Source organism: Serratia grimesii NBRC 13537 (assembly GCF_001590905.1).
In the GTDB taxonomy this organism is placed as follows: Bacteria; Pseudomonadota; Gammaproteobacteria; order Enterobacterales; family Enterobacteriaceae; genus Serratia; species Serratia grimesii.
Map to the genome: position 1 here is coordinate 48171 of NZ_BCTT01000002.1, position 24145 is coordinate 72315.

General features: G+C 51.1%; 20 protein-coding genes. 3 read left to right on the top strand and 17 right to left on the bottom strand.

The genetic code is table 11. The features are described 5' to 3' along the window. Positions 1-13: 13 nt before the first annotated feature. From SGR01S_RS01180 to SGR01S_RS01190, 3 genes are all read right to left on the bottom strand, one after another. Complete coding sequence (locus SGR01S_RS01180) at positions 14-1192, bottom strand: 4-hydroxybenzoate 3-monooxygenase (RefSeq protein WP_061806287.1); 1179 nt, start codon at positions 1190-1192, stop codon at positions 14-16. 9 nt (positions 1193-1201) lie between these two features. Beyond that, entirely contained in the window at positions 1202-2554 is a 1353-nt protein-coding gene (locus SGR01S_RS01185; protein WP_061806288.1) for an MFS transporter, read from the bottom strand. A 339-nt stretch (positions 2555-2893) separates the two neighbouring features. Next, the gene (locus tag SGR01S_RS01190; RefSeq protein ID WP_370452811.1) at positions 2894-4255 is read right to left on the bottom strand and encodes an MFS transporter; all 1362 of its coding nucleotides are present in this window, start codon (positions 4253-4255) and stop codon (positions 2894-2896) included. Positions 4256-4670: 415 nt separating this feature from the next. Between SGR01S_RS01190 and SGR01S_RS01195 the strand changes: the two genes are divergently transcribed. Together SGR01S_RS01195 and SGR01S_RS01200 are read left to right on the top strand one after the other, a co-directional pair. Beyond that, positions 4671-5315, top strand: coding sequence for a TetR/AcrR family transcriptional regulator (locus tag SGR01S_RS01195; protein WP_037415971.1), 645 nt, complete (start codon positions 4671-4673; stop codon positions 5313-5315). A 22-nt stretch (positions 5316-5337) separates the two neighbouring features. Further along, positions 5338-6171, top strand: a complete 834-nt coding sequence (locus SGR01S_RS01200; RefSeq protein WP_051922518.1) for an IclR family transcriptional regulator domain-containing protein — start codon at positions 5338-5340, stop codon at positions 6169-6171. Here SGR01S_RS01200 and dsdA read toward each other — a convergent pair. The 5 genes from dsdA to SGR01S_RS01225 form a co-directional block, all read right to left on the bottom strand. Further along, positions 6168-7505, bottom strand: coding sequence for a D-serine ammonia-lyase (gene dsdA, locus SGR01S_RS01205; RefSeq protein ID WP_061806290.1), 1338 nt, complete (start codon positions 7503-7505; stop codon positions 6168-6170). The genes SGR01S_RS01200 and dsdA overlap by 4 nt on opposite strands. A 210-nt stretch (positions 7506-7715) precedes the next feature. Then, on the bottom strand, positions 7716-8186 hold the full coding sequence (locus SGR01S_RS01210; protein ID WP_037415421.1) for a VOC family protein: 471 nt from the start codon (positions 8184-8186) through the stop codon (positions 7716-7718). 13 nt (positions 8187-8199) lie between these two features. After that, a complete protein-coding gene (locus SGR01S_RS01215) occupies positions 8200-8553 on the bottom strand; it encodes a DUF1428 domain-containing protein (protein WP_037415424.1) in 354 nt (117 codons plus the stop codon). 115 nt (positions 8554-8668) lie between these two features. Beyond that, entirely contained in the window at positions 8669-10111 is a 1443-nt protein-coding gene (locus SGR01S_RS01220) for a GGDEF domain-containing protein (protein WP_061806291.1), read from the bottom strand. A 299-nt stretch (positions 10112-10410) separates the two neighbouring features. Then, positions 10411-10872, bottom strand: a complete 462-nt coding sequence (locus SGR01S_RS01225) for a GNAT family N-acetyltransferase (protein WP_037415430.1) — start codon at positions 10870-10872, stop codon at positions 10411-10413. Between the two features lie 203 nt (positions 10873-11075). Here SGR01S_RS01225 and SGR01S_RS01230 point away from each other — a divergent pair, with 203 nt between their 5' ends. Continuing rightward, positions 11076-13208, top strand: a complete 2133-nt coding sequence (locus SGR01S_RS01230; protein WP_082797589.1) for a TonB-dependent siderophore receptor — start codon at positions 11076-11078, stop codon at positions 13206-13208. 106 nt (positions 13209-13314) lie between these two features. Here SGR01S_RS01230 and SGR01S_RS01235 read toward each other — a convergent pair whose 3' ends face one another. The 9 genes from SGR01S_RS01235 to SGR01S_RS01270 all read right to left on the bottom strand — a co-directional run bounded on the left by SGR01S_RS01235 (position 13315) and on the right by SGR01S_RS01270 (position 24106). Beyond that, positions 13315-14193 (bottom strand): ATP-grasp fold amidoligase family protein, encoded by an 879-nt coding sequence (locus tag SGR01S_RS01235; RefSeq protein ID WP_061806292.1) that lies wholly within the window; start codon positions 14191-14193, stop codon positions 13315-13317. Positions 14194-14214: 21 nt separating this feature from the next. After that, positions 14215-14274, bottom strand: coding sequence for a hypothetical protein (locus tag SGR01S_RS24635; RefSeq protein ID WP_370452812.1), 60 nt, complete (start codon positions 14272-14274; stop codon positions 14215-14217). Further along, positions 14271-15548, bottom strand: a complete 1278-nt coding sequence (locus SGR01S_RS01240) for a lysine N(6)-hydroxylase/L-ornithine N(5)-oxygenase family protein (protein ID WP_061806293.1) — start codon at positions 15546-15548, stop codon at positions 14271-14273. Before SGR01S_RS01240 ends, SGR01S_RS24635 begins: the two co-directional genes overlap by 4 nt. Positions 15549-16678: 1130 nt before the next feature. Continuing rightward, positions 16679-18373 carry a glycoside hydrolase family 13 protein gene (locus tag SGR01S_RS01245; RefSeq protein WP_061806294.1) on the bottom strand — a complete coding sequence of 565 codons (1695 nt, stop codon included), beginning with the start codon at positions 18371-18373 and terminating at the stop codon, positions 16679-16681. 19 nt (positions 18374-18392) lie between these two features. Beyond that, positions 18393-19508 carry an ABC transporter ATP-binding protein gene (locus SGR01S_RS01250; protein WP_061806295.1) on the bottom strand — a complete coding sequence of 372 codons (1116 nt, stop codon included), beginning with the start codon at positions 19506-19508 and terminating at the stop codon, positions 18393-18395. Between the two features lie 64 nt (positions 19509-19572). Continuing rightward, a complete protein-coding gene (locus SGR01S_RS01255; RefSeq protein WP_037415442.1) occupies positions 19573-20934 on the bottom strand; it encodes a family 4 glycosyl hydrolase in 1362 nt (453 codons plus the stop codon). 32 nt (positions 20935-20966) lie between these two features. Further along, the gene (locus SGR01S_RS01260) at positions 20967-21812 is read right to left on the bottom strand and encodes a carbohydrate ABC transporter permease (protein ID WP_061806296.1); all 846 of its coding nucleotides are present in this window, start codon (positions 21810-21812) and stop codon (positions 20967-20969) included. Then, the gene (locus SGR01S_RS01265; protein ID WP_061806297.1) at positions 21809-22801 is read right to left on the bottom strand and encodes a carbohydrate ABC transporter permease; all 993 of its coding nucleotides are present in this window, start codon (positions 22799-22801) and stop codon (positions 21809-21811) included. The genes SGR01S_RS01260 and SGR01S_RS01265 overlap by 4 nt, the downstream gene beginning before the upstream one ends. 39 nt (positions 22802-22840) lie before the next feature. Next, positions 22841-24106, bottom strand: coding sequence for an ABC transporter substrate-binding protein (locus SGR01S_RS01270; protein WP_061806298.1), 1266 nt, complete (start codon positions 24104-24106; stop codon positions 22841-22843). Between the last annotated feature and the right edge of the window lie 39 nt (positions 24107-24145).

Here is a 24145-nt window from a genome sequence, read left to right on the forward strand (position 1 = left end):
GATTCCGCACGGATTACATCATCTGAAACGGTGAGCCGACGTAGTTTTCTGCCAACATCGTCATCGCGCTGCGCGACCTTACGGTGTATTGCAGTTCCGACAGCTGCAAACGCTGCTGGAATGCACTGTCGTCCTGATGGGTGTGCAGCATATTGGTCATCCACCAGGAAAAATGCTCGGCACGCCAGACACGTTGCAATGCATCATCGCTGTAGCTATCCAGCCGCCGCCAACTTTTGTGTCGGTAAAATTCATCCAAAGCCTGTGATAACAAGCAAACATCTGCCATGGCCAGATTTAACCCCTTAGCCCCGGTCGGCGGCACAATATGCGCGGCGTCCCCCGCTAACAGCAGCCGTTTACAACGCATTGGCTCAGTGACAAAGCTGCGCATGCCAACCACGTTTTTTTGGAATATCCGCCCTTTTTTCAGTGACCAACCGTCATGATTTTCCAACCGGCTTTCCAGTTCGTTCCAAATACGATCGTCTGACCATTGATCGACATTTTCCGTCGGGTCGCACTGGAAATACATGCGCTGCACCCCCGGTGAACGCGTGCTTATCAATGCAAAACCACGCGGGTGCCGTGCATAGATCAATTCATCACTGGACGGTGGTGCCTCCACCAAAATGCCGAACCAACCAAAGGGATAAACCCGGGTATAATCTTGTCGCAACCCGCCCGGCATCGCGGCACGACTGATACCGTGAAACCCATCGCAACCAATAATAAAATCGCAGTCAAGCCGCTGTTGTTGACCATTGTGGCGGTAATGTACCTGTGGTCGAACACCATCCAGTTCCTTAAGCTTTACGTCTTCAACCTCAAAGTAAAGCTGCCCTGCTACCGCTTGTCGCGCGGCAATCATGTCTTTCAACACTTCGTGCTGGGCGTAAACGGTGATCGCCCGGTCGGTTAGCTCAGTCAGGTCGATCCTGTGTTGCTGGCCACCAAACGCCAGACGGATACCATGGTGCTGCGTCCCCTCTTTGCGCATGCGCTCGCCCAGCCCGGTTTGATTGAGCAAATCCACGGTACCCTGTTCGAGCACGCCAGCGCGAATAGTGGACTCCACCGCCTGTTGGTCACGTGTTTCTAATACCACCGACTCAATCCCCTGTAGATGCAGTAAATGTGACAACATCAATCCTGCTGGGCCCGCGCCAATAATCGCAATCTGTGTACGCATGGTTATCTCCTATAACGCCTTGTTGAGTGAGCCGGACAATGCCGTCGCTTTTGCAGAAATGTGTTTGATCACCAACGCCAGCGCAGCCACCAGTGCCGGGATCGCCAGCAGTGTGAAAATGGTGCTGAACGTCAACTGCATTTGCATCAATACCCCCCCGCTCATCGCGCCCAGAATGCCGCCAAACCGCCCTAACCCCAGCATCCAGGCCACACCGGTTGCTCGCCCCTGTGTCGGATAGAAACCAGCAGCCAATGCCGGCATTGAAGACTGTGCACCATTCATGCAGGTACCCGCGATAAACACCGTCACGGCCATCAGTATCGGATCCGTGTAAACGTACCCAATGGCGCAAACAAACAGCCCGGTCAGCAGGTAGCCAACGGCCACGACTTTGTGCGGATTCATGCGATCCATTAACCAGCCGATAATCAGCACACCAATGCCGCCACCTAAAGGAAATAACGCGGTAATCAAAGAAGCCTGACGGATAGAAGCGCCCGTTTCCCGGATTAACAGCGGCAGCCAACTGGTCAACAGATAAAAAATCATCAACCCCATAAAGTACGTCAGACACAACATCAGGGTACCCAACAGATAACGCGGGGAAAAAATCACGCCCAGCGCCGACCTGGCTTTCACCTGGCCCTCTTCCACCAGGCTAAACAATGGTTCTGTGACATTGAGTGGTGCGATACGCTTAAGTACAGCAGCAATGCGCTGTGCCGGGTAACCATGCACCACCATAAAACGCGCAGATTCAGGTAGCGCGACAATCAACACAACCGCCAGCAGCAACGGCATCACCCCCCCCAGGACCATCACGCTCTGCCAGCCGAAATGCGGGATCAACCAAGCGGAAACAAAACCACCCATTGATGAACCCAGCGGGAAACCACAAAACATCAAATTCACCAACAGCGCGCGCTTGCGTTCCGGCGCATATTCCGACATCAGCGTGGCCGCATTCGGCATCGCGGCTCCCAGACCCAACCCGGTCAAAAAGCGCAGCAGTGTGAGCATCGGTAGCGTGGTAGCAAATGCCGTCAACAGGCTAAAACCACCGAAGAGGATCAACGAAAGCACCAAAACCTTTTTGCGGCCGATGCGATCTGCCAACGGGCCGGCAGTCAACGCACCGACGGCCAGTCCCACTAGCGCAGCACTCATCACTGGCCCCAGTGATGTTTTTTCAATCCCCCAGTCTTGTACCAATGAGGTGGCGATAAACCCGATGATTGCAGTGTCAAAACCATCCAGTGCCACAGTTAAAAAGCACAGAGTCAGGATCAACCACTGATAGCGGGAAAAGGGTTTTTCATTAATAAATGATTGAATTTCTATGGTGTTTTGCTGGGTCATAGAGCGCTTCCTAGGTTGGCCTGGCGAATTAACCCCGGCGGGAGCGGCCAGGCGTTTCCTTGGCAAAACCGCTAGTTGTGCGATTATCGAAACTTGGTTCGTTAATCGCCTTTTCATCAAAGCATCGCCGACAAAAAGTTTCAATATTGTTAAATTAATTAGCGTGCGATAACCGAACGGGAAAACAATGAAAACAAAGGAAGGGTTTAATTATCAGAAAGATGCATGGATTTTTCATCCATAGGGAACATGGGTATTTTGTGAGCTGATTAACATTGATGAAACATAGGACCACGGCAGCGCATCGGTCTGAGCTGCCGATGCGCTGCTGTGCTCAGTTCAAAGGCCTTTGGCGACTTCGCGGGGGGCCAACTGCGCCTGACGATTATATCCTTTGGCACCCTTCACAAAGATAGCGCAGGCGGTGATTAACGCCGGAATGGCAATAATGGCAAAAATGCGGTCGAACCCCCACCCCAGCGCCAACATTTCCGCGCCGGCGAAGGCACTCAGGATGGCACCAATACGCCCAACGCCGTGCATCCAGCTGGAGCCGGTAGCCCGTGCTTCTGTAGGATAATAATGAGCGGATAGCGCATTCATGCCGGTATTCGCGCCGTTCAGGCAAAAACCACAGGCCAATGCCACCACACCAAGCATGACCGTGTTATGGGCTGTCAGCCCAATCAATAATGTGAAACACGCGCCCAACAAATAAATTACGCCTAACGCCCGATGCGGATTCACACGATCCATTAACCAACCGGTAATCAGGGAACCGAAGGTGCCACCCGCCTGGTACAACGCGGTGATGACCGCAGCCTGCGCCACACTCAAGCCAATACCTTTAACCAACGTCGGTAGCCAGCTGCCCAGCAAATAGACCAGAAACAGCGCCATAAAATAGCCCAGCCACAGCATTACGCTACCGAACCCATACTGTCGTGAGACCACAATCTGCATTGCGCCTTTGCCCGGTTCCACCTGCGTCGGTAAGGTGTAACGCGTATTGGCATCCGTGCTGCCGGGTGCCAGTTTTTCCACAATGTTGCCAATGCGTTGACGGCTGGCGCGTTTGGTCACCAAAAATCTCACTGATTCCGGTAGCTTGGCGATCAACAGTGGCACGCACACGAGCGGCAGTACGCCACCAAGTAATAACAGAGCATGCCAGCCTCTGTGTGGAATGATCCACGACGCAGCAAATCCCCCCAGCGCAGCACCGAAAGTAAAGCCGCAGAACACCACGGTGATAACAAACGAACGTTTCTTTTCTGGTGCATATTCGGAGATCAACGTGCCCACATTCGGCATCGCCGCCCCCAGCCCCAATCCGGTCATAAATCGGAAGAAAATCATTTGTTCAATATTGTGTGAGAATGCAGTGACCAGCGTCCATACACCAAAAAAGAACACGCTATTGATAATGATCACTTTGCGACCCAACCAATCTGCCAGCGGGCCGGACAGTAATGCACCTATTGTCAGGCCAACCAGCGCTGCGCTGATCACCATACCAAGCTGATGATTACCAACACCCCATTCATTTTTCAGCTCAGGGGCGATAAACCCCATCAAGGTAATATCGAAGCCATCCAGAGCGATAACGATGAATCCCAGCAAAATGATCAGTTTCTGGTAACCACATATCGGACGATCGTTGATCAGCGTTCGAACATCTATTTCGTTTGAAACCACAATTTTTCCTTCGCGCAAACGCCCAACATGCCCATGCTCAATAATCGAACAAACCGTGAAATACCGTGCTGCTACTGTAAGAATTCCCGCGTGGGTCAGCAACGGAGATTATCGATAATCTGATGATTATCGAACCGTTAGGTACATTCACAACAAGAATAAATGTCACCCCATCACCACCAGTCAGGACATTACGCTGCAAGCTTATCCCTTACCTGGTCTTACCCTCCGCAAAACTTGCAGTTATAAGGCGAAAAATAATCTTGTTTAATGGCTTTAACGACGACTATTATTGCCACGAAATTTACATTCTCGTAACATGATGCCGTTCACAAAAGCGCAAATGCGGCGGATTGTATTGCCGAGTCACCCCGGTTACTCTTAACCGGTGTCCCCACAAAGATAAGTGACTGATGTTTTGAAGAATGATGAGATCCCCGCAACCAAGCGCAAAAACGACCCCGTCGGCCTGAAGCAACGCATTTTCACTGCGGCACTGACTGAGTTTGCCGAAGCGGGCCTAAAAGGTGCTCGCATGGAAAACATTGCCGAGCATGCTGCGACCACCAAACGTATGGTGGTTTATCACTTCAAAAACAAAGAATCACTCTACCTGGAGGTACTTGAACACGTATATCAGCATATACGTGCACACGAAACGGGGTTGGATCTACAGGCACTGCCCCCCGTAGAGGCCATGACCCGACTGGTAGAAGAAAGCTTTAATTACCATGCAGAACACCCTGATTTCATCCGCGTAATCTGCATGGAAAACATGATGCGCGGCCAGTATATCCGTCAGTCACCGCGGATTAAGGCCTTGAATCAGAGTGCATTGACACTGCTGGAGGAGATATTGCAGCGCGGCAAGCAAGACAGGCAGTTCACTCCAGACGCCAGCGCCGCAGACGTGCATCGATTAATCAGTAGCCTGTGTTTCCACTATGTCGCCAACCAGTATACTTTTAATACATTGTTTGAAAGCCATGAGCCGCCTGAAGATCAGGTGATCCATAACCGTCAGTTAGCGGTTGTGGCAACCCTGCGCTATCTGGCGTTGTAGGCACTGTCCCTGGGAGACTGTGATGACCAAGATCTCTGCTGGTGAAGAGATTGCCGCGCCTGATAGTTCACTATCCGCCTCCCGTGGCGATCCCTTCCGGGGTGACCCCAATTTTATGGCGTCACTGGCGCGAGGCCTTGAGGTCATCCAAGCTTTTACTCCGCAGCGCCGTCTGATGTCCATTTCACAAATCAGCCAGAAAACAGGCATTCCGCGTGCTGCGGTGCGCCGTTGCCTGTATACACTGAACAAGTTGGGGTTCGTTTACGCACAGGACGGAAAAAATTTTGAACTGCGTCCACGTATTCTGGCATTGGCTCATGCTTATCTCGGTGCCACACCACTGGCTACAGCCACCCAGCCAGTGCTCAAGCACATCAGCCAATTGCTGAATGAATCTTGCTCTATCGCCACGCTGGACGGTGACAACATTCTGTATATCGCGCGTGCTTCTGCCGAACGCATTATGACTATCGACTTGAACATTGGCAGTCGTCTGCCCGCGTTCGCCACCTCGATGGGACGTGTGTTACTGAGCCATCTTCCGGCAGACAAGTGCGAGGATTATCTGCAACGCATTACTCTTATGCGCTACACGCAATACACCATTGGCACGATCGATAAACTGCGCGACGAACTGGATAAAGTTCGTGCGCAGGGTTATGCAATTAACGATCAGGAACTGGAAATCGGCCTGCGCTCCATCGCAGTGCCGATTATGTCGATCAACGGCGGTGTTACCGCCGCGCTAAACGTGGGAGTGCAGGCTGGTCATGTACCCTTGGAAGCACTGACCGAACGTATCCTGCCGATCCTGCTGGAGGGGGCACAAGAGCTTTCGCTGCTGTCACACTAAACAACCTGTTGTGCGTTAGCCAAATATTTGGCCATTTCCACTTCGGGCACCATACCGCCGCCTGTGGCCCATACCAGATGGGTTGCATTCTTCATCTGTTCTTCATTCAGTCCCTGACTTGCCAGCCACTCGGTATCTGCCGTGACGCGCCATGGCCCAGGCATGCCGGCCAGGGCTGAAGGCTCAAGCTGAATGTGCTCATGACGATCCAACAGTCCCAGGAGTGCAAACATCTCGTCATCGCTGAGCGTGTAAAAACCGGAAAGCAGACGCTCCATCGCACGACCAACAAAACCGGATGCTCGCCCAACCGCCAGTCCGTCTGCCGCGGTGTGGTTATCAATGCCCAAATCCTGAACGGCAATGCCATCGTGCAGTCCGGTATGTACACCAAGCAGCATACAAGGTGAGTGTGTCGGCTCGGCAAAAATGCAGTGCACATGGTCACCAAAGGCCAGTTTCAATCCAAAAGCGACCCCGCCTGGGCCACCACCGACACCACACGGCAAATAAACGAACAGCGGATGTTGGGCATCAACCTGAATACCACTTTCGGCAAACTGACGCTTCAAGCGCCCGCCGGCAACGGAATACCCCAGGAACAGCGTCTGTGAGTTTTCATCATCAATAAAGAAGCAGTGTGGATCCTTCGCGGCCTGCAAACGCCCCTGTTCCACAGCAACGCCATAATCTTGCGCGTACTCAACCACGTTGACGCCATTATCACGCAGCTTCTGCTTTTTCCATTCACGGGCATCCGCCGACATGTGCACACTGACGCTGAAACCCAGTCTGGCACTGATAATGCCGATCGACATACCCAGGTTACCCGTCGAACCCACAGCAATGCGGTAGTTGCTGAAAAATTCGCGGAACTCCGCGGAGAACAACGTGGCGTAGTCGTCCGTCAATTGCAGTCGCCCTGCTTCCAGAGCCAGTTTTTCTGCATGTGCCAGCACTTCGTAAATCCCCCCGCGGGCTTTGATCGATCCGGAGATTGGCAAGTGACTGTCTTTTTTAAGCAATAAACGCCCACCCAGCGGCAGGCCATAGCGCTGATCGAGCGCCGTTTGCATCGCAGGAATAGCCACGACATCAGATTCAATCACCCCGTTGGTGATGCGTGTTTCGGGGAAAGCAGCGCTCAGATAAGGGGCAAAACGCATTAACCGTTGCTCCGCATCAGTCACGTCGGCAACACCGAGGCCGACAAACGGCAGTCCAGCCTTCAACGTGGTTGCTCGTGGGTTGAACCAGGTCACCGGTTTAAGGTCGATCAGTGCCTGCACCAGCGGGAATTGGGTAACCAATTGCTGAATCTGTGTCTTTTCCATTTTTGTTCTCTACGCTGCATAAAGGTTAGCTCTAGGGTGCAGCGATTCGTCGACGCTGACAAATGATAAAAATTCAGCCCTGCATGAGCAGGCTTGATGCAAAAAGGTGATTTACGTCAATTTACAACCCACAATGACGCCTTGCGTTACATTGAATCACCTAAATACCCCGCAACCGACATGGCTGCGGGGCTTCATGCGGTGTGATTGTTACCCACGAGCTGCCGCTTCTAACGCCGCAACATCCAGTTTAACCATCTGTAACATCGCCTCGGTTACCCTTCTCACCTTCATGGCGTCAGGGTCGCTCATAAGTTCTGTCAGTCGCTTGGGAACAATCTGCCAACTCAACCCCCAGCGATCGCGCAGCCAACCGCATTGCTCAACACGACCACCGTCACTCAGCGCATCCCACAGGCGATCAACCTCCGCCTGATCTGCGCATTCGACCATAATGGAAAAACTGTGGTTGAACGGATCCAACGGGCCGGCCTCTATCGCCGCATACCGCTGATCACCCAGCGTAAAAGCCGCCAGCTTTACGCTGCCTGCAGGGCCACTGGGAGTATCGGCGGGCAATGTGGAGTGCCAGGTCAGGGAAGAACCGGGGATAAGATCAATGTAACAACGTAGCGCTGCTTCCATGTCTTTCTCAAACCACAAGTGTTGGGTTATTTTCACAATATCCCCTCCGCTACTGGTCCAGGATAGATTCGAAGCCGCCGAAGATCATTCGCTTACCGTCAAACGGCATTTTATCGCCAAATGCCTTCATCCGCGGATCGGTCATCATCTTCTGATTCGCCTCATCACGTACGGCCTTAGACGGGTATTCGATCCAACTGAACACCACGACCTCGTCAGCTTCAGCCTTAACCGCACCGCGAAAATCAGTGAGTTTGCCATCGGGGACATCATTACCCCAACATTCGACGATCCGCGTAGCACCAAACTCTTTAAACAGGGGTGCCGTTGCGGCGGCCAGTTTTTGGTACGCCTCCTTATTGGCGGCTGGCACCGCCACCACAAAGCCTTCAACATATTTCATCGGAGATTCCTCTTGTCTGTTCGACAGTCGGTGTGGCGCAGGCGGAGTTGCCCACGCCCTCTTCCATTTTAGACGCCATTGGCGGGCGCAACCATTGACACCGTCGGGAGAAGTTTCAGAGGTCGGGGGAGTTTCGAGGGAGTAACTCTGGCGTAGCGACCCGATTTCGGCCACTGTTTTTGGCTTTGTATACCGCTAAATCTGCGATTTTCAGCAGGTTGTCCAGATTCTGTTCGGAACCGCCAATACAGGTGACCATGCCGATACTGACCGTGATTTGCAAATGGTTACCGGCTGGCATGGTAATAGCTTCAATTTCAATTCGTCGGCGCAAGCGTTCAGCCAGCGACATCGCATCCTGCGGTTGTTCGATCGGTGCGACGATCGCGAACTCCTCCCCGCCCATGCGGCCAAACAGATCCTGATCGCGCAGATCGCCCATAATGGCGCGGGTAAAGGACAATAACGCCACATCGCCGCCAGCATGACCAAAACGGTCATTGATCGATTTAAAATAGTCGATATCCAGCATCATAATGCAAACCCGTTCCCCTTTTTGACTGACCAGGCGAGTGCCACGCTGCATAAAGGCGCTACGGGTTAATACGTGGGTCAGTGCATCGTGGTTCGCCACGTGCTCTAATCTGCGTAACAGGGCATTTCTGGCAAAGTTCATGCTGGCGACAGCGATTGGCCCCAGCGCCAATAGCGCCACGCCCAACCGCATCGACACCGTGTTTTGCAATAATGTCATGTCGAGATTAATCGTGATCAGGCCCAGATCAATCGCCAAATGGCACCACAACACATAGGCCAACACGGCAATCATCGTACTGAACAGTGAGAACGTCATCGCCAGCCACAACAGGATTGGCATAGGGAAAATCACTGCACCTGGCCCCCCGATCAGGATGCTACAGATGCAGGCCAACGTCAGCAGGATTAACACTGCCACTTTTGTACAGGTGTTGTACCACTGACTGCGCAAGGTCACTGCCTGCGTAATGCCGCGTAAGTACCCTTTCCAGTCCACCGGGAAAGCCAGAATAAACGGCATCAAAGTGATGTAATTGGTGAACTCAGAAGACAACCACAACGCCAGTGAAGGCAGATATTGACGACCAAACAGCAACACTGAAGCGCCTGCCCCCAGCAATCCTGTAGCGGTCGCGCTCGCCAGGCAGATAGCGAACAGGTAAATGCTGGATGAGGTACGTTCCAGGGCTCGTATTTGCGGCGACAAACGCATAAACAGATAAAATCCGACCGCCACACCCGCAATATTGGCGCCATTGAGCAATATAGCTTTGTCCAGCGTACTGCCGGTGATCAGATCCGCTGCCAAATACCCCAGTATCGCCATCAACCAACCCACAGGGCTGGCGAGTTTAGGGTAACGCACCAGAACGGCCAGCAACACGGCATTGGTCGGCCAGAATGTCGCCAAAAGGCCGGTAGGCCGGCTTTCAATGCCAAAGATACAGGTAGCGAACACCAGCAAAAGAACGATCACTGCATGCTGTAATTTTGTCGCGCCAGATAACTCGGTGGTGTGCATCTTGCTTCCAGAAGCTTGCGAAGAGTACGGATAAAATCCTGCCTGCACAATGGCAGCGGATAGCCCGTCCATCATGCCCGGCGGTGCACGTAAAGTGAGCAGCCAGACTCACATTATTGCCACTTTTAGCGGACTGAGCACCCGTTAATTGACGGTTTCAAAATACTATTATGTATCAATCTGTAGCGTCATGGCGTGGCCTGATTCGTACACCCTTCGTCTGAAGATCGTAGAACCCTATGGAATGAAGATATTGCCAGATTGCGCTCCGCCGTGGCGCAATCTGTCTGAGCCAGACATCAAAACATTTTGCGATAGACGACAAAGCCTGATTTATCCGCCAGCTTGTCATACAGCTGCATGGCGGTCAGATTGGTTTCATGCGTGTTCCAGTAAACACGCGGTAATCCAAGACTTTTCGCTCTTTCATAAACAGCCGTGATCAATGCTCTCGCCACTCCTTTTCCCCTCAGAGCTTCGACGGTGAACAAATCTTGTAGATAGCAATTGGGCTGGAGCTGGATGGTGCTGCGGTGCAAGATGAAATGAGTTAGTCCAACCAAATCGCCCTGATATTCCGCCACCAATCCCTGCATGGGTTCATAGGCATCAAAAAAACGCGCCCAGGTTGTTTGTGTGATCTCATCCGGCAATGCCGTATGACCTTTACGGCCATAAAATGCGTTATAGCCCTGCCACAATCGATTCCATGCGTCAAAATCTCGTCGCTCCAGTGCCCTGACCTTAATCGCTTCGCTCATGATTTTCCTCTGTTTATTGATGTTCAATGTTCAGAATAGACTACCAAGAGTAAAAGAGCGGCGCGGTGCAAAAAGGTTTTGTGTTCGACGTCGCCTGATTGTCCTCACCACAATCAGACAAACATTCACTATCCAAATGGTACATACGCAAATTATAATAATAATGATAATCGTTTCTATTTATTAATTTGATATGGAATTGTATGCACCAGGTAGAAAGTCATCGTCTGAATAAAACAAAAAAGCGTCAGGCTCTTCGTTCACTCCCCTTCCTTGTCAGCGTCTTACCGGCACTGCCTTTTACCGCAGCCCTGGCAGAGGAGGATTCACTCACCGTCACAACCAACGCATTACCCGCAGAAGGCTACAGCACGGATACTGCCTCCACTGCCAGTAAAACCAACACACCACTCAGCGAAGTACCGCAATCTGTCAGTGTTGTCACACCCGAGATCATTAACGATTTCCAGGTCAAAAGTGTCAACGATGCCATGAAATTCGTCAGTGGCGTGACACAGGGCAACACGCTGGGCGGCACTGAAGACGGGTTCGTCAAACGTGGTTTTGGTGTCAACTCGGACGGATCAGTATTCATCGACGGTGTGCGTAGTAATCAGGGCTTGAGCATGGATGCCACCACTGACCGTGTTGAGGTGCTCAAAGGATCAGCTTCGCTGCTGTATGGTATTCTCAGCCCGGGTGGCATCATCAACCTCATCAGCAAAAAACCGCAATATGACTGGAACACCCGCATTAGCGGTGCCACTAACAGTTTTGGCGGCGGCAGCGGGACTGTCGACGTCACCGGGCCACTCGGCAATGGTTTTGCTTTTCGTTTTATTGCCGAACGTCAACACGAAGATTACTGGCGCAATTTTGGCACCGATGAGCATACGTTGATTGCGCCCTCGCTCAGTTGGTTTGGCGATAAAGCGTCATTCAACATTGCCTACAGCGAATACAAGTACGACATCCCATATGACCGTGGCACGGCCTTTATCAATGGCAAGCCTGTCGATATTCCTTATAACCGTCGGCTGGACGATTACGCCAACCATGCGTGGGGCAAGAACAAACGCCTCAACGCACATTATGACTACGCACTCGATAGCACCTGGACCACCCGTTTCAACTATGCCTGGATGCAACGTCGCTACGACAGTAATGAGGTACGTGCCACTGCGATCGACACCGCAACAGGCATTGTTTCGCGCCGTGCGGATGCTAATCGCGGCTTCAACCACCAGACCGACTATTACGCCTGGGATGTGATCGGGTCACCGACCGCACTTGGCATGCAACATGACCTGTTGGTAGGCGTAGACTATGAGAAAAATGAAACCTACAAGGCCTACTCCTACCGCGGTAAGGTGTCAAAAACCTTTAATATGTACAACCCGGTCTACGGTGAAACACCTGTGACCAACAGCAGTACTTACAATGATGCCCTGAGTAATCTACGCAGCACCTTGTACAGTCGTTCGGTCTACGCCAAAGACAGTATTCATTTAACGGACCAGTGGATTGCCGTCCTCGGGGCCCGTTACCAGTCTTACTACCAAAAAAACAGTAACGGCTTCCAGAACCCAAAAAACACGCTGAATGATAAGGATAATAAATTCCTGCCACAGGCCGGTGTGGTGTATAAGCTGACGCCTGCTGTTTCTCTGTATGCCAACTACAGTCGTTCTTTCACCCCATCTACGGCCGTGGATGACAACGGGAATGTTGCTACACCTGAAACCGGCACTACCTACGAGGTCGGCAGTAAATGGCAAGTGACTCCGGTGGTAGATGCGACGCTGGCGCTGTACCGCATAGACGAAAACAACATGTCGATCTTTATCAACGGCGTAACTCGCAGCATTCCAAAAGCGCGTTCTACCGGCGTTGAACTGGAGCTGAACGGAGAAGTCGCACGCAATTGGGATTTGACCGCCAACTACAGTTACGACAAAACCGAGATCGTCGAAGATAACCTCAACCCGGATAACGTCGGTAACCGCCTGGTTAATGCGCCCACCAACATGGGTAGCCTGTATCTCAGCCATCGCATGACGCTACCGTTGGTGCCTGGTGATGTACGACTGGGTGGCGGTGGTCGCTATGTGGGCCGCCGCGCAGGCGATCCGGAAAACAGCTTTACCATGCCGGCCTACACCGTGGCAGATGCCTTTATCGCATGGGACAGTAAGCTGGTTGGTAAACACACCCAGATCAAGCTGAACGTCAAAAATCTCTTCAACCGCGAATATTATGAGTCCAGTGCAGGTAATCTGCGTGTGATTGAAGGTGAACCGCGCAGCCTGAGTCTACAGGCAACGGTAGATTTCTGATCGTTATCCCCCGGACGCTGTCCGGGGAATCTTTTTCTGTCAGCAGAGCCTAAAGAAACACCCTGTGGGTACACAGGGTGACAAAATATCATCCGTGGGTACGGTGTTATTTCAGATTAAGCATTTTCCCGAGCAAAACATCTGTTGATTCGAGCATGTCCGTATCAATACCTGCGGAAGGTGTGAAGGTCAGCTCGCCAAAAATAGCTTTGCCGTTGGAGATATAGAAATCAACGCGTACAAACTCAAAGGGTTCAGATAATTTTCTCGCGTACTCAAAGAGCTCGTCATAACCATCAGGTTTCACAAACGCGTCAATTTCTTCCTGGCTGAGCGCCAGACAGTCTTGGCTATAAAACAAAAATTTAAAGTCTTTATCAAAGAAGTAATATTTCGGCATGCCGGAATCCCTGCCCACACACAGCAGTGTGCAGTATGGAACACCATGGAAACAGTATATTTTATAGTCATCAGGACCGTGGCCACTCGATGACTCGATGAATTTTTCGCCTATGATTTTTTTATTGATATTCTTATAGTTTAACTCTGCATAGACTTTCCAATAGTCACTTTCCATCCAGTTTTCAATGGTTTTAGAGGCTTGCACAATGTCTAGTGAGCGCTTGTCCTGGCAAATCAAATTGTAACCGGAACCGTGATTGCCCTTAATCACGAATTTTTCAGGCAACGAATCCCAAGGAATTTCATGAACCGAATCGCAGGCGAAATAGAGTTCATTAAGAATTTCCTCGCACCCTTTCTCTTTTATATATTCCCTAACCGCATATTTATCTGCACATTGCGTGATCAGTGCATTGTTGCTGTAATCGTTCAGCTTCAGGTAGTTTATCTTTTCGTTCCATGTGGCCGGAGGGTTTAAATTTAACGATTTCCCGAAGGCCTTTTTGTATATGTATTTCGCTTTAAAGGTCGGCGAAAATGTTGCCAATTGATTCATGATAAATTTATTAATGTGTTTTCTCATACAACCTGTCTCATCATTTGATCAAAATATTAAAACGGCTCCCGACAGGAGCCCAATAATGTCAAAACGATTAACCGTTATAACTCACTGCGCCATTGAATAATCGCCGGGGCCGTACTCAAATCAAATTGGTCTTCACCGAGAACCCGGTTAAGAATGCGGGCAGCTCGCCAGGCCATCAGGCTGAGTTGAGGATCGGCAATACCGTGGTGGTGCATGCTCGCATTGACGGCAAACAAACAGTTCTCATGCGCCCCTTCTCGCTCAAGGGTAAAATCAGAGGCAATACGGTACTGCCCATCATCCGTTGTTGAAAAACGTTCAGATAAGGCGTCAAGAAACTCTGGGCGGGCCTGTTCGTAGCCCGTGGCAAAGATCACCACGTCTACATCAAAAGCCTCTCGTCCCTGATCAAGATGATGCTCCGTCTCTAACTGATAAAAATTATCTTTGGTGTTTAGGGCCGTCACTGAACGGCTGGGAAGCAGGCGTACCCATCGTTTATTTTGAAGGACATCAAAGTGGTGGTACATGGCACGATAAATGGCTAAAAGCGACTCACTGGTGATCCCATCAGACGTCATTTTTTGTTCACGCAGCATGTGTTGTTTGGCTGAGCTGCCGAGGGTGTAAAAATTCTCGACATAATCAGGCGTAAAGTACTCGTTAGCAAATGCAGCTTCATCAAGCGCGTTGTAGTTGTTACGCCGAGATATCCAATTCAGTTGTTCTGGCTGACCCCATTCCCCCTGAAAAATATTGAGAAACAGATCGGCACCGCTTTGTCCTCCGCCTACAATTGCCACGCGCTTCCCACTCAGATTGGGTTTGCGGAACATCATTTCGCTGGCGTGAAAACACTGATCATTTTGCTGGGTCACACAGTCTGGCAATTTGATTTTTTTGCCAATACCTACACAGACATGCTTCGCGTAAAACACATCGTTCTGGGTGGTAACAACAAACTGCCGCTGATTCTCATCAAAGTTCACTGCGTGGACGTCCTGATTGAACGCTAACGAATCCAAGCCCGTTGCAGCCCAACTGAGATAATCGGCAAACTCTTCACGCGACACCGTATGTTGTTCTGTATTGAGGAAGCGGTAGAATTTCTTTCTTTTCACCAGATAGTTGAGAAAACTATAAGGGTTGGTTGGGGAAACGGCCGTCACCAAATCTTTCAAAAAGTTGGTCTGCATACTGCAGTCCGCCAGGATCATGCCTGGATGCCAAGAAAAATGCGGTTTACGCTCGAGGAATTTGCAATTAAACCCTGCGATTTCGCTTCCAAGTGCCGCAATACTGAGGTTGGACGGACCGATGCCAATACCGATAAAGTCCAAACACTGGTTCATTGTGTGTGCTCCTGAGTGAATACTTAGATTTATAGCGCTCTATTTTTAGTCTTGAAAATAACGGAAATGCAATCATTCATGACATTAGGATAATTACCCATCAAAACTAAATGCCCAATTAAAATCGACACCATTACCCTTCAACCCAGACGTCACACCATGACGGTCATAGGGCAGGATTATTATAATGGTTACAGTGTTCCGTCATCTCTCGCTCATAAAAGAGCCAACATATCTTACTTTTGATAACTCACTTTCATTTTAAATAGACGTTGCAGAGTCATAAAAAAAGAATGCTTAGGAAAAGAATCTCGAGGAAATAAAACAAATAGGTTAACAAAGGAGTTCATAACATGTCCCTATGTTAATCTCCATATTCCACATAGCATCATCCTTAATGAGACATTGCCTGACCAGACTAGCGCTAAAGCGGCATTCTGGCATGTGAAAAAAGATAATATCAAAGCACGCACGAGCGTTGTTAATGTAAAACTAAAAGTGAAATCGTAAAAAAATCATAAAACTTCACTTTCGTTTAAGCTCCATTGCAGCTAGGCCCCATCAATAAAATACACCACAATGAAAATATAATCCTTTAACATCAATGACATAAAAATTTAAGCACATAACCAATGGAACCCGCATCCCGCGACATCACGAGATCTGTATAGATTCTGCTCACTGACGTCATCGTCTTCAACATTTTGCAAGATTTGATATTCAACATAGTACTCACTGGCCCAGTTCACCTTTTCGTGAGCACATTATCCAAAATTTTCTCGTGGCTGGATGCAATATGCGCCGTGAACACGTACTTAATTGACAACAATAAAACGAGCACAACCTGTTCCGATAAAAAAGAGGAATAATGACAAGTTCAAAAAGGCGCTTTTCGTGCGGTTTTTGATCAGACACTTGGGGTTAGGATTTTTAATTTTCGTCGTTTTTGTCAAAGGAGTTTTGAACTTTCTGGGTAGTCAGCCTATATTTTAATTTTTAGTATAAGACGTTGGCTGGGTGAACGGCTCTCTGATGTGGTACCTATTGCAGAGTTGTGATGAATTATAGGTAAATTTCTGAAGGTTATTCCCCGAACACAATCACTGCATTCGGGGGAAATTTTTAATGATTCAATCAATACTGAGATTGTCTGGCCATTGGTATATCCTGGCTTCATAAGGGCGAAGGAATTGTTGCTCCTCATCATGACAATAATTGCCTAATAACCGTTGCCCCTTTTCCAATGCCAACACGTGTGGCGCTATTTGCAGTAATTTACTACTCAAATTGCACAGCACCAATACCTGCCGTTCGTCCAGGGTGCGGGTATAGGCGTATATTTGCGGGTGCGTCGCCAACTGTAATTGGTAACGGCCATAGACCCATACGGGATCCTGTTTACGTAGTCGAATTAATGCCCGATAAAAATTAAGCACAGAATCCGATTCTTCTCGCTGACGGGCCACGTTGATTTGTGCATAGTTCGCATTTACCGCAAACCACGGTTCGGCACAGCTGAAACCGGCGTTTGGTCCGTCGTCCCATTGCATCGGCGTTCGAGAGTTGTCACGCCCACTGCGCCCCAAAAACGCCAGGATTTGCGCCTCATCCATCCCCTGCTCACGTAACATGGCAAAGCGATTTCTGGCAGCAATATCGTTAAAATCGCTCAGGCTGTCGAAGCGAGTGTTGGTCATCCCCAGCTCCTGTCCCTGATAGATAAATGGCGTTCCCTGCATCAAAAAATACATCGTTGCGATGGCGGTGGCACTTTCACGCCAATAGTGCTTATCGTCGCCCCATTTCGATACCACGCGGGGAATATCGTGATTTTCGACATACAGCGCATTCCATCCTTTGCCTTCCAATAATGTCTGCCAGCGGGTAAAAATGCTTTTTAACCCCATAACGTCCATCCCGGCATCCTGCGTCTGCTGATGCCGGGTTTCCCACAATTTGACGTGCTCAAACTGGAAGATCATGTTCAACCGGTGATGTTGTTCGCCCACCCAATCTTCACCCTGTTCCGCCGAAGCACCGTTCATTTCCCCCACGGTCATGATGTCATAGCGGTTAAACACCTGTTCACACAGGTCATCGACATAATCCAGCAGGCCGTCGTAATTAAGGTGTCGTTCGAACGACGGAACGTAACGTAGGCCCTGTGGGTTGGGCATGTCGGTCAGCCCCGGCTGTTTTTTCATATGGCAGATGGCGTCGATGCGGAAACCATCAATACCCTTATCCAGCCACCAGCGCATCATGTCATACAGTGCCGCACGCACCTGTGGGTTCTCCCAATTCAGGTCCGGCTGACGTTCTGAGAACAGATGCAAAAAGTATTGCTCGCTGCCGGGATCATACTTCCAGGCAGAACCGTTAAAAATGCTTTCCCAGTTGTTGGGTTCTGCACCCTTTTTACCGTCGCGCCAGATATACCAGTCACGTTTAGCGCTGGATTGGGATGATCGGGACTCAATAAACCACGGATGCTCGTCCGAGGTATGGTTCACCACCAAATCAAGTATGAGCCGCATGCCCCGCGCATGCACTTCCGCCAGCAGGTGGTCAAAATCCGCCATGGTGCCAAATTCCGTCATTATGGCTTGATAATCACTGATATCGTAGCCATTGTCGTCGTTTGGCGAGCGGTACATCGGACAGATCCAAATCACGTCGATGCCCAGCCATTGCAAATAATCCAGCTTGGTCGTAATGCCATTCAGATCGCCAATACCGTCCCCGTTGGAATCCATAAAGCTGCGTGGATAGATTTGATAAACCACCGCCTGTTTCCACCACCGCACCGTTTGTCCGTCGCCCATACCCATTTCCTTTAATCAATTAATGCGTCTGTTCTGACGCCAGAATGCGCTGAAATGCCCGCCCCTGGCGATCGAACAGATAACAACACTCCACCGGCAGGCGAACGCCCACGGTATCACCGGCCTGAATAGTCGAACGTTCAGGATTACGCAATACCCAGGGTTCGCTGGCATTGCCGTTATCCAGATAGAGATAGGTTTCATTGCCCATATGCTCAACAAACATCACTTCCCCCTGAAACTCGCACTGTGCCTGCTCTCCGCCGCGAATATGCTCCGGTCGGATACCAACGTTGACACTTTGCCCCTCGGCCTCAGTGGGTGTAGCGATCGGCAATATCAATGCCTTACCGTTGTCCAGTTCCACTACACTTTGACGCTCACCGGCGCGGTGCAGAATTGCCGGAATCAGGTTCATCTTGGGCGAACCAATAAACTGGGCGACAAATTCATTGGCCGGCTGATCGTACAGTTCCAGCGGCGTTCCTACCTGTTCAACATGCCCCTGATTCAGCACCACAATACGATCCGCTAACGTCATGGCTTCGACCTGATCGTGAGTGACATAAATAATGGTCGATCTTAACCGCTTGTGCAGCGACGCCACTTCCATGCGCATCTGTACCCGCAAGGAAGCATCAAGGTTGGATAGCGGTTCATCGAATAAAAACAGTTTGGGCTCACGCACGATGGCGCGGCCAATCGCGACCCGCTGCCGTTGTCCACCCGAAAGGTCTTTTGGCCGACGTTCCAACAGCGGTTCAAGTTGCAAAATACGGGCGCTTTCACGCACTCGTCGGTCGATCTCTTTTGCCGAATGGCCCGCTAATTCCAGTGCAAACGCCATGTTCTTATAGACACTCATGTGCGGATAAAGCGCGTAAGACTGAAACACCATGCCAATGCCGCGTTCTGCCGGTGTATCGTCGTTGACGTAGTTCCCATCGATATACATGCCACCGCTACTGATCTCCTCCAGCCCCGCTATCATCCGTAACAAGGTGGATTTTCCACAGCCGGATGGGCCCACGATCACCACAAACTCCCCGCTATTGATATGCAGATCCAATGACTTGATAACCTCTGCATTAGCACCATAGCGTTTTTGCAGTTTTTCTAGCGTTAGTTGCGCCATACCCCTCCCGTTCGCACCACAATAGGCATCTCACGGGGCGCAAGTTCACGCCCCGTTATCCGGCTTATTTCAAGTAATCAAGCCACGGCCCCTGACGTGAAATCATCACGTCGACCAGTTCGGGGATTGCGCGGCATTTGTCGTTGACCGAATCCACCAGTAACGCCTGGATCACCAGATCGCGCGAGCCTTCAATCACCGCATCGGCGGTCAGATCGTGGATAGCAATCTGATTACTGAGCAAACCACCAATGCCTGCTGGCATATTCACTTTTATGCCATGCACACCTTTGCGATCGATAATGGCCGGCACCTCGACGGCAATAAATTCCGGCAACTGTTTAATAAACCCAAGGTTGGGGATATTAACCGCCGACTCTTCATAGCCGGCATCGGTCAGGATCCCTTCCATGATCGGCACCACACGCTCTTTCAGTTTCAGTTCGATTTTCGGCTGCACATGCCCCAGGTAATTGCGATAGAAGGTGTAGAAATCGAGAATACCGCGATGATCACTGACTTCACTTGCCCAACGAATGTACTCACCAAAGTGGCTATCACTGGTGATCGGCAAGTGATGGAACTTCTCCAGGATCTCTTTAAACAGTGTACGATCAGCCCAAGGATAGGCACTGTCTTTGCCACCCAGCGCATCACGCTCGGTACTGCCTTCTGTTTGCACCAATTTGCCGTGAGTACGGGTGTAGGCCAGAATGTCGCTGTAGCCCGGCAAACGGGAAAAATAGTCCGGTGCCTTGGCACGCACGTCGCCATACGCATCTTTACCGCTGTCTTTGTAGCTGGCCTCTAGCAAGACACTAAAGTGGTTTAACCCGGCAGCACGCAGTGACAGATTTTCGAACGTGGTGCCGAGCATTTCCGGTAAATAACGTTCCAGAGAAGCTATTTCGTGACACATGCCGACAAAATTAAGCTGCGGGAAGCGACGATGCACGGTAGTACAAATGCGGCTCATCGGGTTGGAGTAGTTAAATACCCAGGCATTTGGGCAAATATCGGCAACGTCAGCACAGATATCGAGGATCGGTGGAATAATCCGCAGTGAATGGAACAGGCCGCCAGGACCGCCATTTTCACCGTACACCTGCTGAATGCCATATTGCTGCGGGATTTGCCAGTCGAGATCCCACAGCGCAAAGCGATCGCCCACCTCGATGGAGATAATCACAAACTCCGCACCGCTCAGTGCGGTTTTACGATCGGTCGTGGCGCTGACTGTAAAGGGCAGATCTTCCGCTGCCAAAAAGTCTCGGGCGGTTTTCTCGGTCACCGCCAGTGCCGCAGGGTTGATGTCATGCAGCACAATCTCACTGCCGTACAGTGTCTTGCTCTGGAAGATATCCCCAAGTGTGCCGTAGCCGAATTGCGCGCTGCCCGCCCCCACTAAAACGATTTTTGTAGCCATTGCTTTTCTCCTGCTTCAGGGTTAATCGAAAATCAGCCTTTTACTGCGCCGTTGGTTAATCCGCTGACGATACGGCGCTGGAAAATCAGAACCAGTGCGATGATCGGCAGTGTGACGATGACCGAGGCCGCCATGATGGTGCCCCAGGGAAGTTCGAACTGAGAGGCGCCCTGCAACATGCCGATTGCCACAGGAACAGTGCGCTTGCCGCTGGAGATGACAAACGTCAGGGCAAACATGAACTCATTCCAGGCACCGATAAATGCCAGTAACCCGGTGGTCACCAGCGACGGTCCCATAATTGGCGCAAAGATACGGGTGATGATGATCCAGGTGCTTGCATCGTCGACGATTGCCGCCTCTTCCAATTCTGCCGGGATCGCTTTCATAAAGGTGGTCAGCACCCAAACGGTAAATGGCAATGAGAAGGTGGTATAGGACAATACCAACGCCCCGAGTGAGTCATACAACCCCATAAAACGTACCAACTCGAACATGCCGGACAGTACTGCCACTTGCGGGAACATCGAGACGCACAAAATGGTGAACAGCAGGTATTTACGACCGCGAAAACGAATACGTGCCAGGGCAAAAGCGGCGGTAATAGAGACCAACAAACAAATGCCCACCGTCAACGTTGCCACGGCGATGGAATTGAGCAGGCTGCGGGCAATGCCGTTATCCATCAACGCTGTCACGTAATTGCCCCAATGCAGGTTGCTTGGCAGATAAGCAACCTGGAACAGATCCTGCCCCGAGCGCAGTGAAGTGATCAGCGCGTAGTAGAACGGGAACAGGCAGATCACGCTGGCCAATGTGGCGCTGGCAAATATCAGCATTTTATGACCGTAGTGTTGCTGTTGGCGGTTCAGTTTCATGCCTGTTTCCCCTTGTCATTCAGGCGCCCCAACGTGAGGAAACACGCAGCGATACCCGCAACCATCATAAATACCAGCACGGAGGCAGCCGAACCGGATCCCATCTCCTGATAGCTGACCATGCGATCGCGAGCATAGCCGGACACGGACACCGTAGCCTCGCTGTTGGAGGTCAGCACATAGATCAGATCAAACACCCGCAATGCGTCCATCACCCGAAAAATCAGTGCGACAATCATCGCCGGCATAATCAGGGGCAACGTGATACGGCGAAACCGCTGCCAGGCATTGGCACCATCGACTCGCGCAGCTTCGTATAAATCACCTGGAATCAGTTGCAGCGCTGCCAGTAGCATCAAGGCCATAAAGGGCGTGGTTTTCCAGACATCGGCAATTACCACCGCCCACATTGATAACCCCGGCTCGGCCACCCAGGCCAATGGGGTCGCGATGATCCCGGTCTTGAGCAACAGGTCATTCACCACACCGTACTGATCATGGAACATCCACCCCCACATTTTGGCGGACACAATGGTCGGGATAGCCCAAGGCACCAGGATGGCGGTACGTACCAACCCTTGCCCACGAAATTTTTGATGCATCAGCAACGCCAACAACATGCCAAATACCAGCTCCAATGACACAGACAGCAAGCTAAACCGCAGCGTATTTCCCACGGCCAACCACCACAGTGGATCCGCCAGCACGCCGTAATGGTGCCCCCCTTCGGCCAGGTCCAGATAATTGGCGAAACCGACAAAGCGGTACTCATCTGGCGCATCCAGCATGGCGTCGGTAAAACTGTAAAACAGCGTGCGCAGTAGCGGCCAGCCTGCGACTGCGGCCAGCAACAACATTGCCGGGGCCACCAATAACCAGGCGATGCGACTACGCCGTTGCTGGTGGTTCAGCTTGCTGCGTCTGGCGGAACGTACCACCTTTGGTGCTGGGGTGGCCGTTAGGGATAAAGCGTGCGTATCGCGTTTCATGCATCAGACTCCAGCGGTTAATGGGTGATTGCACTGCCTTCAACGCCATCCTCTGGCTTTAATCCGTTCCAGTCGCTGCTGTAAATCCGCCACGGCCGTGACACCGTCACTATCTCCGCGTAATACGTTAAAAGTGGCGTTGTAGATCGCCCTCGATACCTGGGCGTACTGCCTTTTGGTTTGGGTCGCCGGACGTGGCATCGACTGCGCGAAGATACTTTTGAAATCGGCTAAATAAGGCGCCTGCGCCAAGACTTGCGGATCGTCATACAACGCGACCCGTGAAGGTGCCTGGCCCATTAATGCCAGCGCCCTCTTTTGCGATTCAGCATCACTGACAATTTTCAGCAGCGCGATCGCCGCCTGGGGATTTTTGGTATAACCGTTGATTGCCCACTGCCAGCCACCTAATGCACTGACGGATTCACCCTCTGCGCCTTTCGGTAGCGGCATTACACCGACTTTGCCACGTATGGCACTGCTGCTGTCCTGCGCCAATACGTAGGCGTAGGGCCAATTACGCATAAACAGCGCATCCCCATTTTGAAACACTGCCCGGGACTCTTCTTCCATATAACCGAGCGCGCCCTTTGGCGTAATTTTGCCGATCCATCCGGCCGCCATATTTAACGCCTGTGCCGCCTGTGGATTGTTGATTGTGATATTGCCTTGGGCATCAATAAAACTGCCGCCGTTTTGCGAGGCTACCCATTCGAGCACGTTACACGTCAGTCCCTCATAGGATTTCCCCTGGAACACGAATCCCCAAAAGTTTTTATGACCGGCGGCACGCTCCTCTTGTTGAATGCGCGTTGCTATACGGGTCAAGTCAGCCCAGGTCACCGGTGGTTGCTCGTCGTATTTTTCCAATAAGTCTTTGCGATAATAGAGTGCGCCACTGTCCAGATAGGCGGGTACCGCTTTAACCCGGCCATTAACCACATTGTTTTGCCAGGCAGCAGGGAAGAAATCCTGTTTGATGTCACTCACGCTGTCGGTCAGATCCAGCAGATGTTTGTTCAGTACGCCGATCCACACGGTATCAGCCTGGAACAGATCAATTGCGCTGGCATCTTTGGCAGCAAACAGTTGCTGAAATAACGACAGTTTTTCATCAGAGGCCGGGGGAAGATCGATAAATTCCAGGGTATGGCCGGTCTGAGCCTCAAAACGCTGCTTGATCTCATTGCAATATTGGCGCCCTTCTTTGCTGGGCGCACATTGCATCCGCAACGTATCGGCGTGCGTCTGACCGGACATCAGCGCCAATGTGGCGGCAACCATACTCGGAATCAGTCTTCTCATTGCGTCCTCTCTGGTGGCGACTGGGAATACCGGCATAGG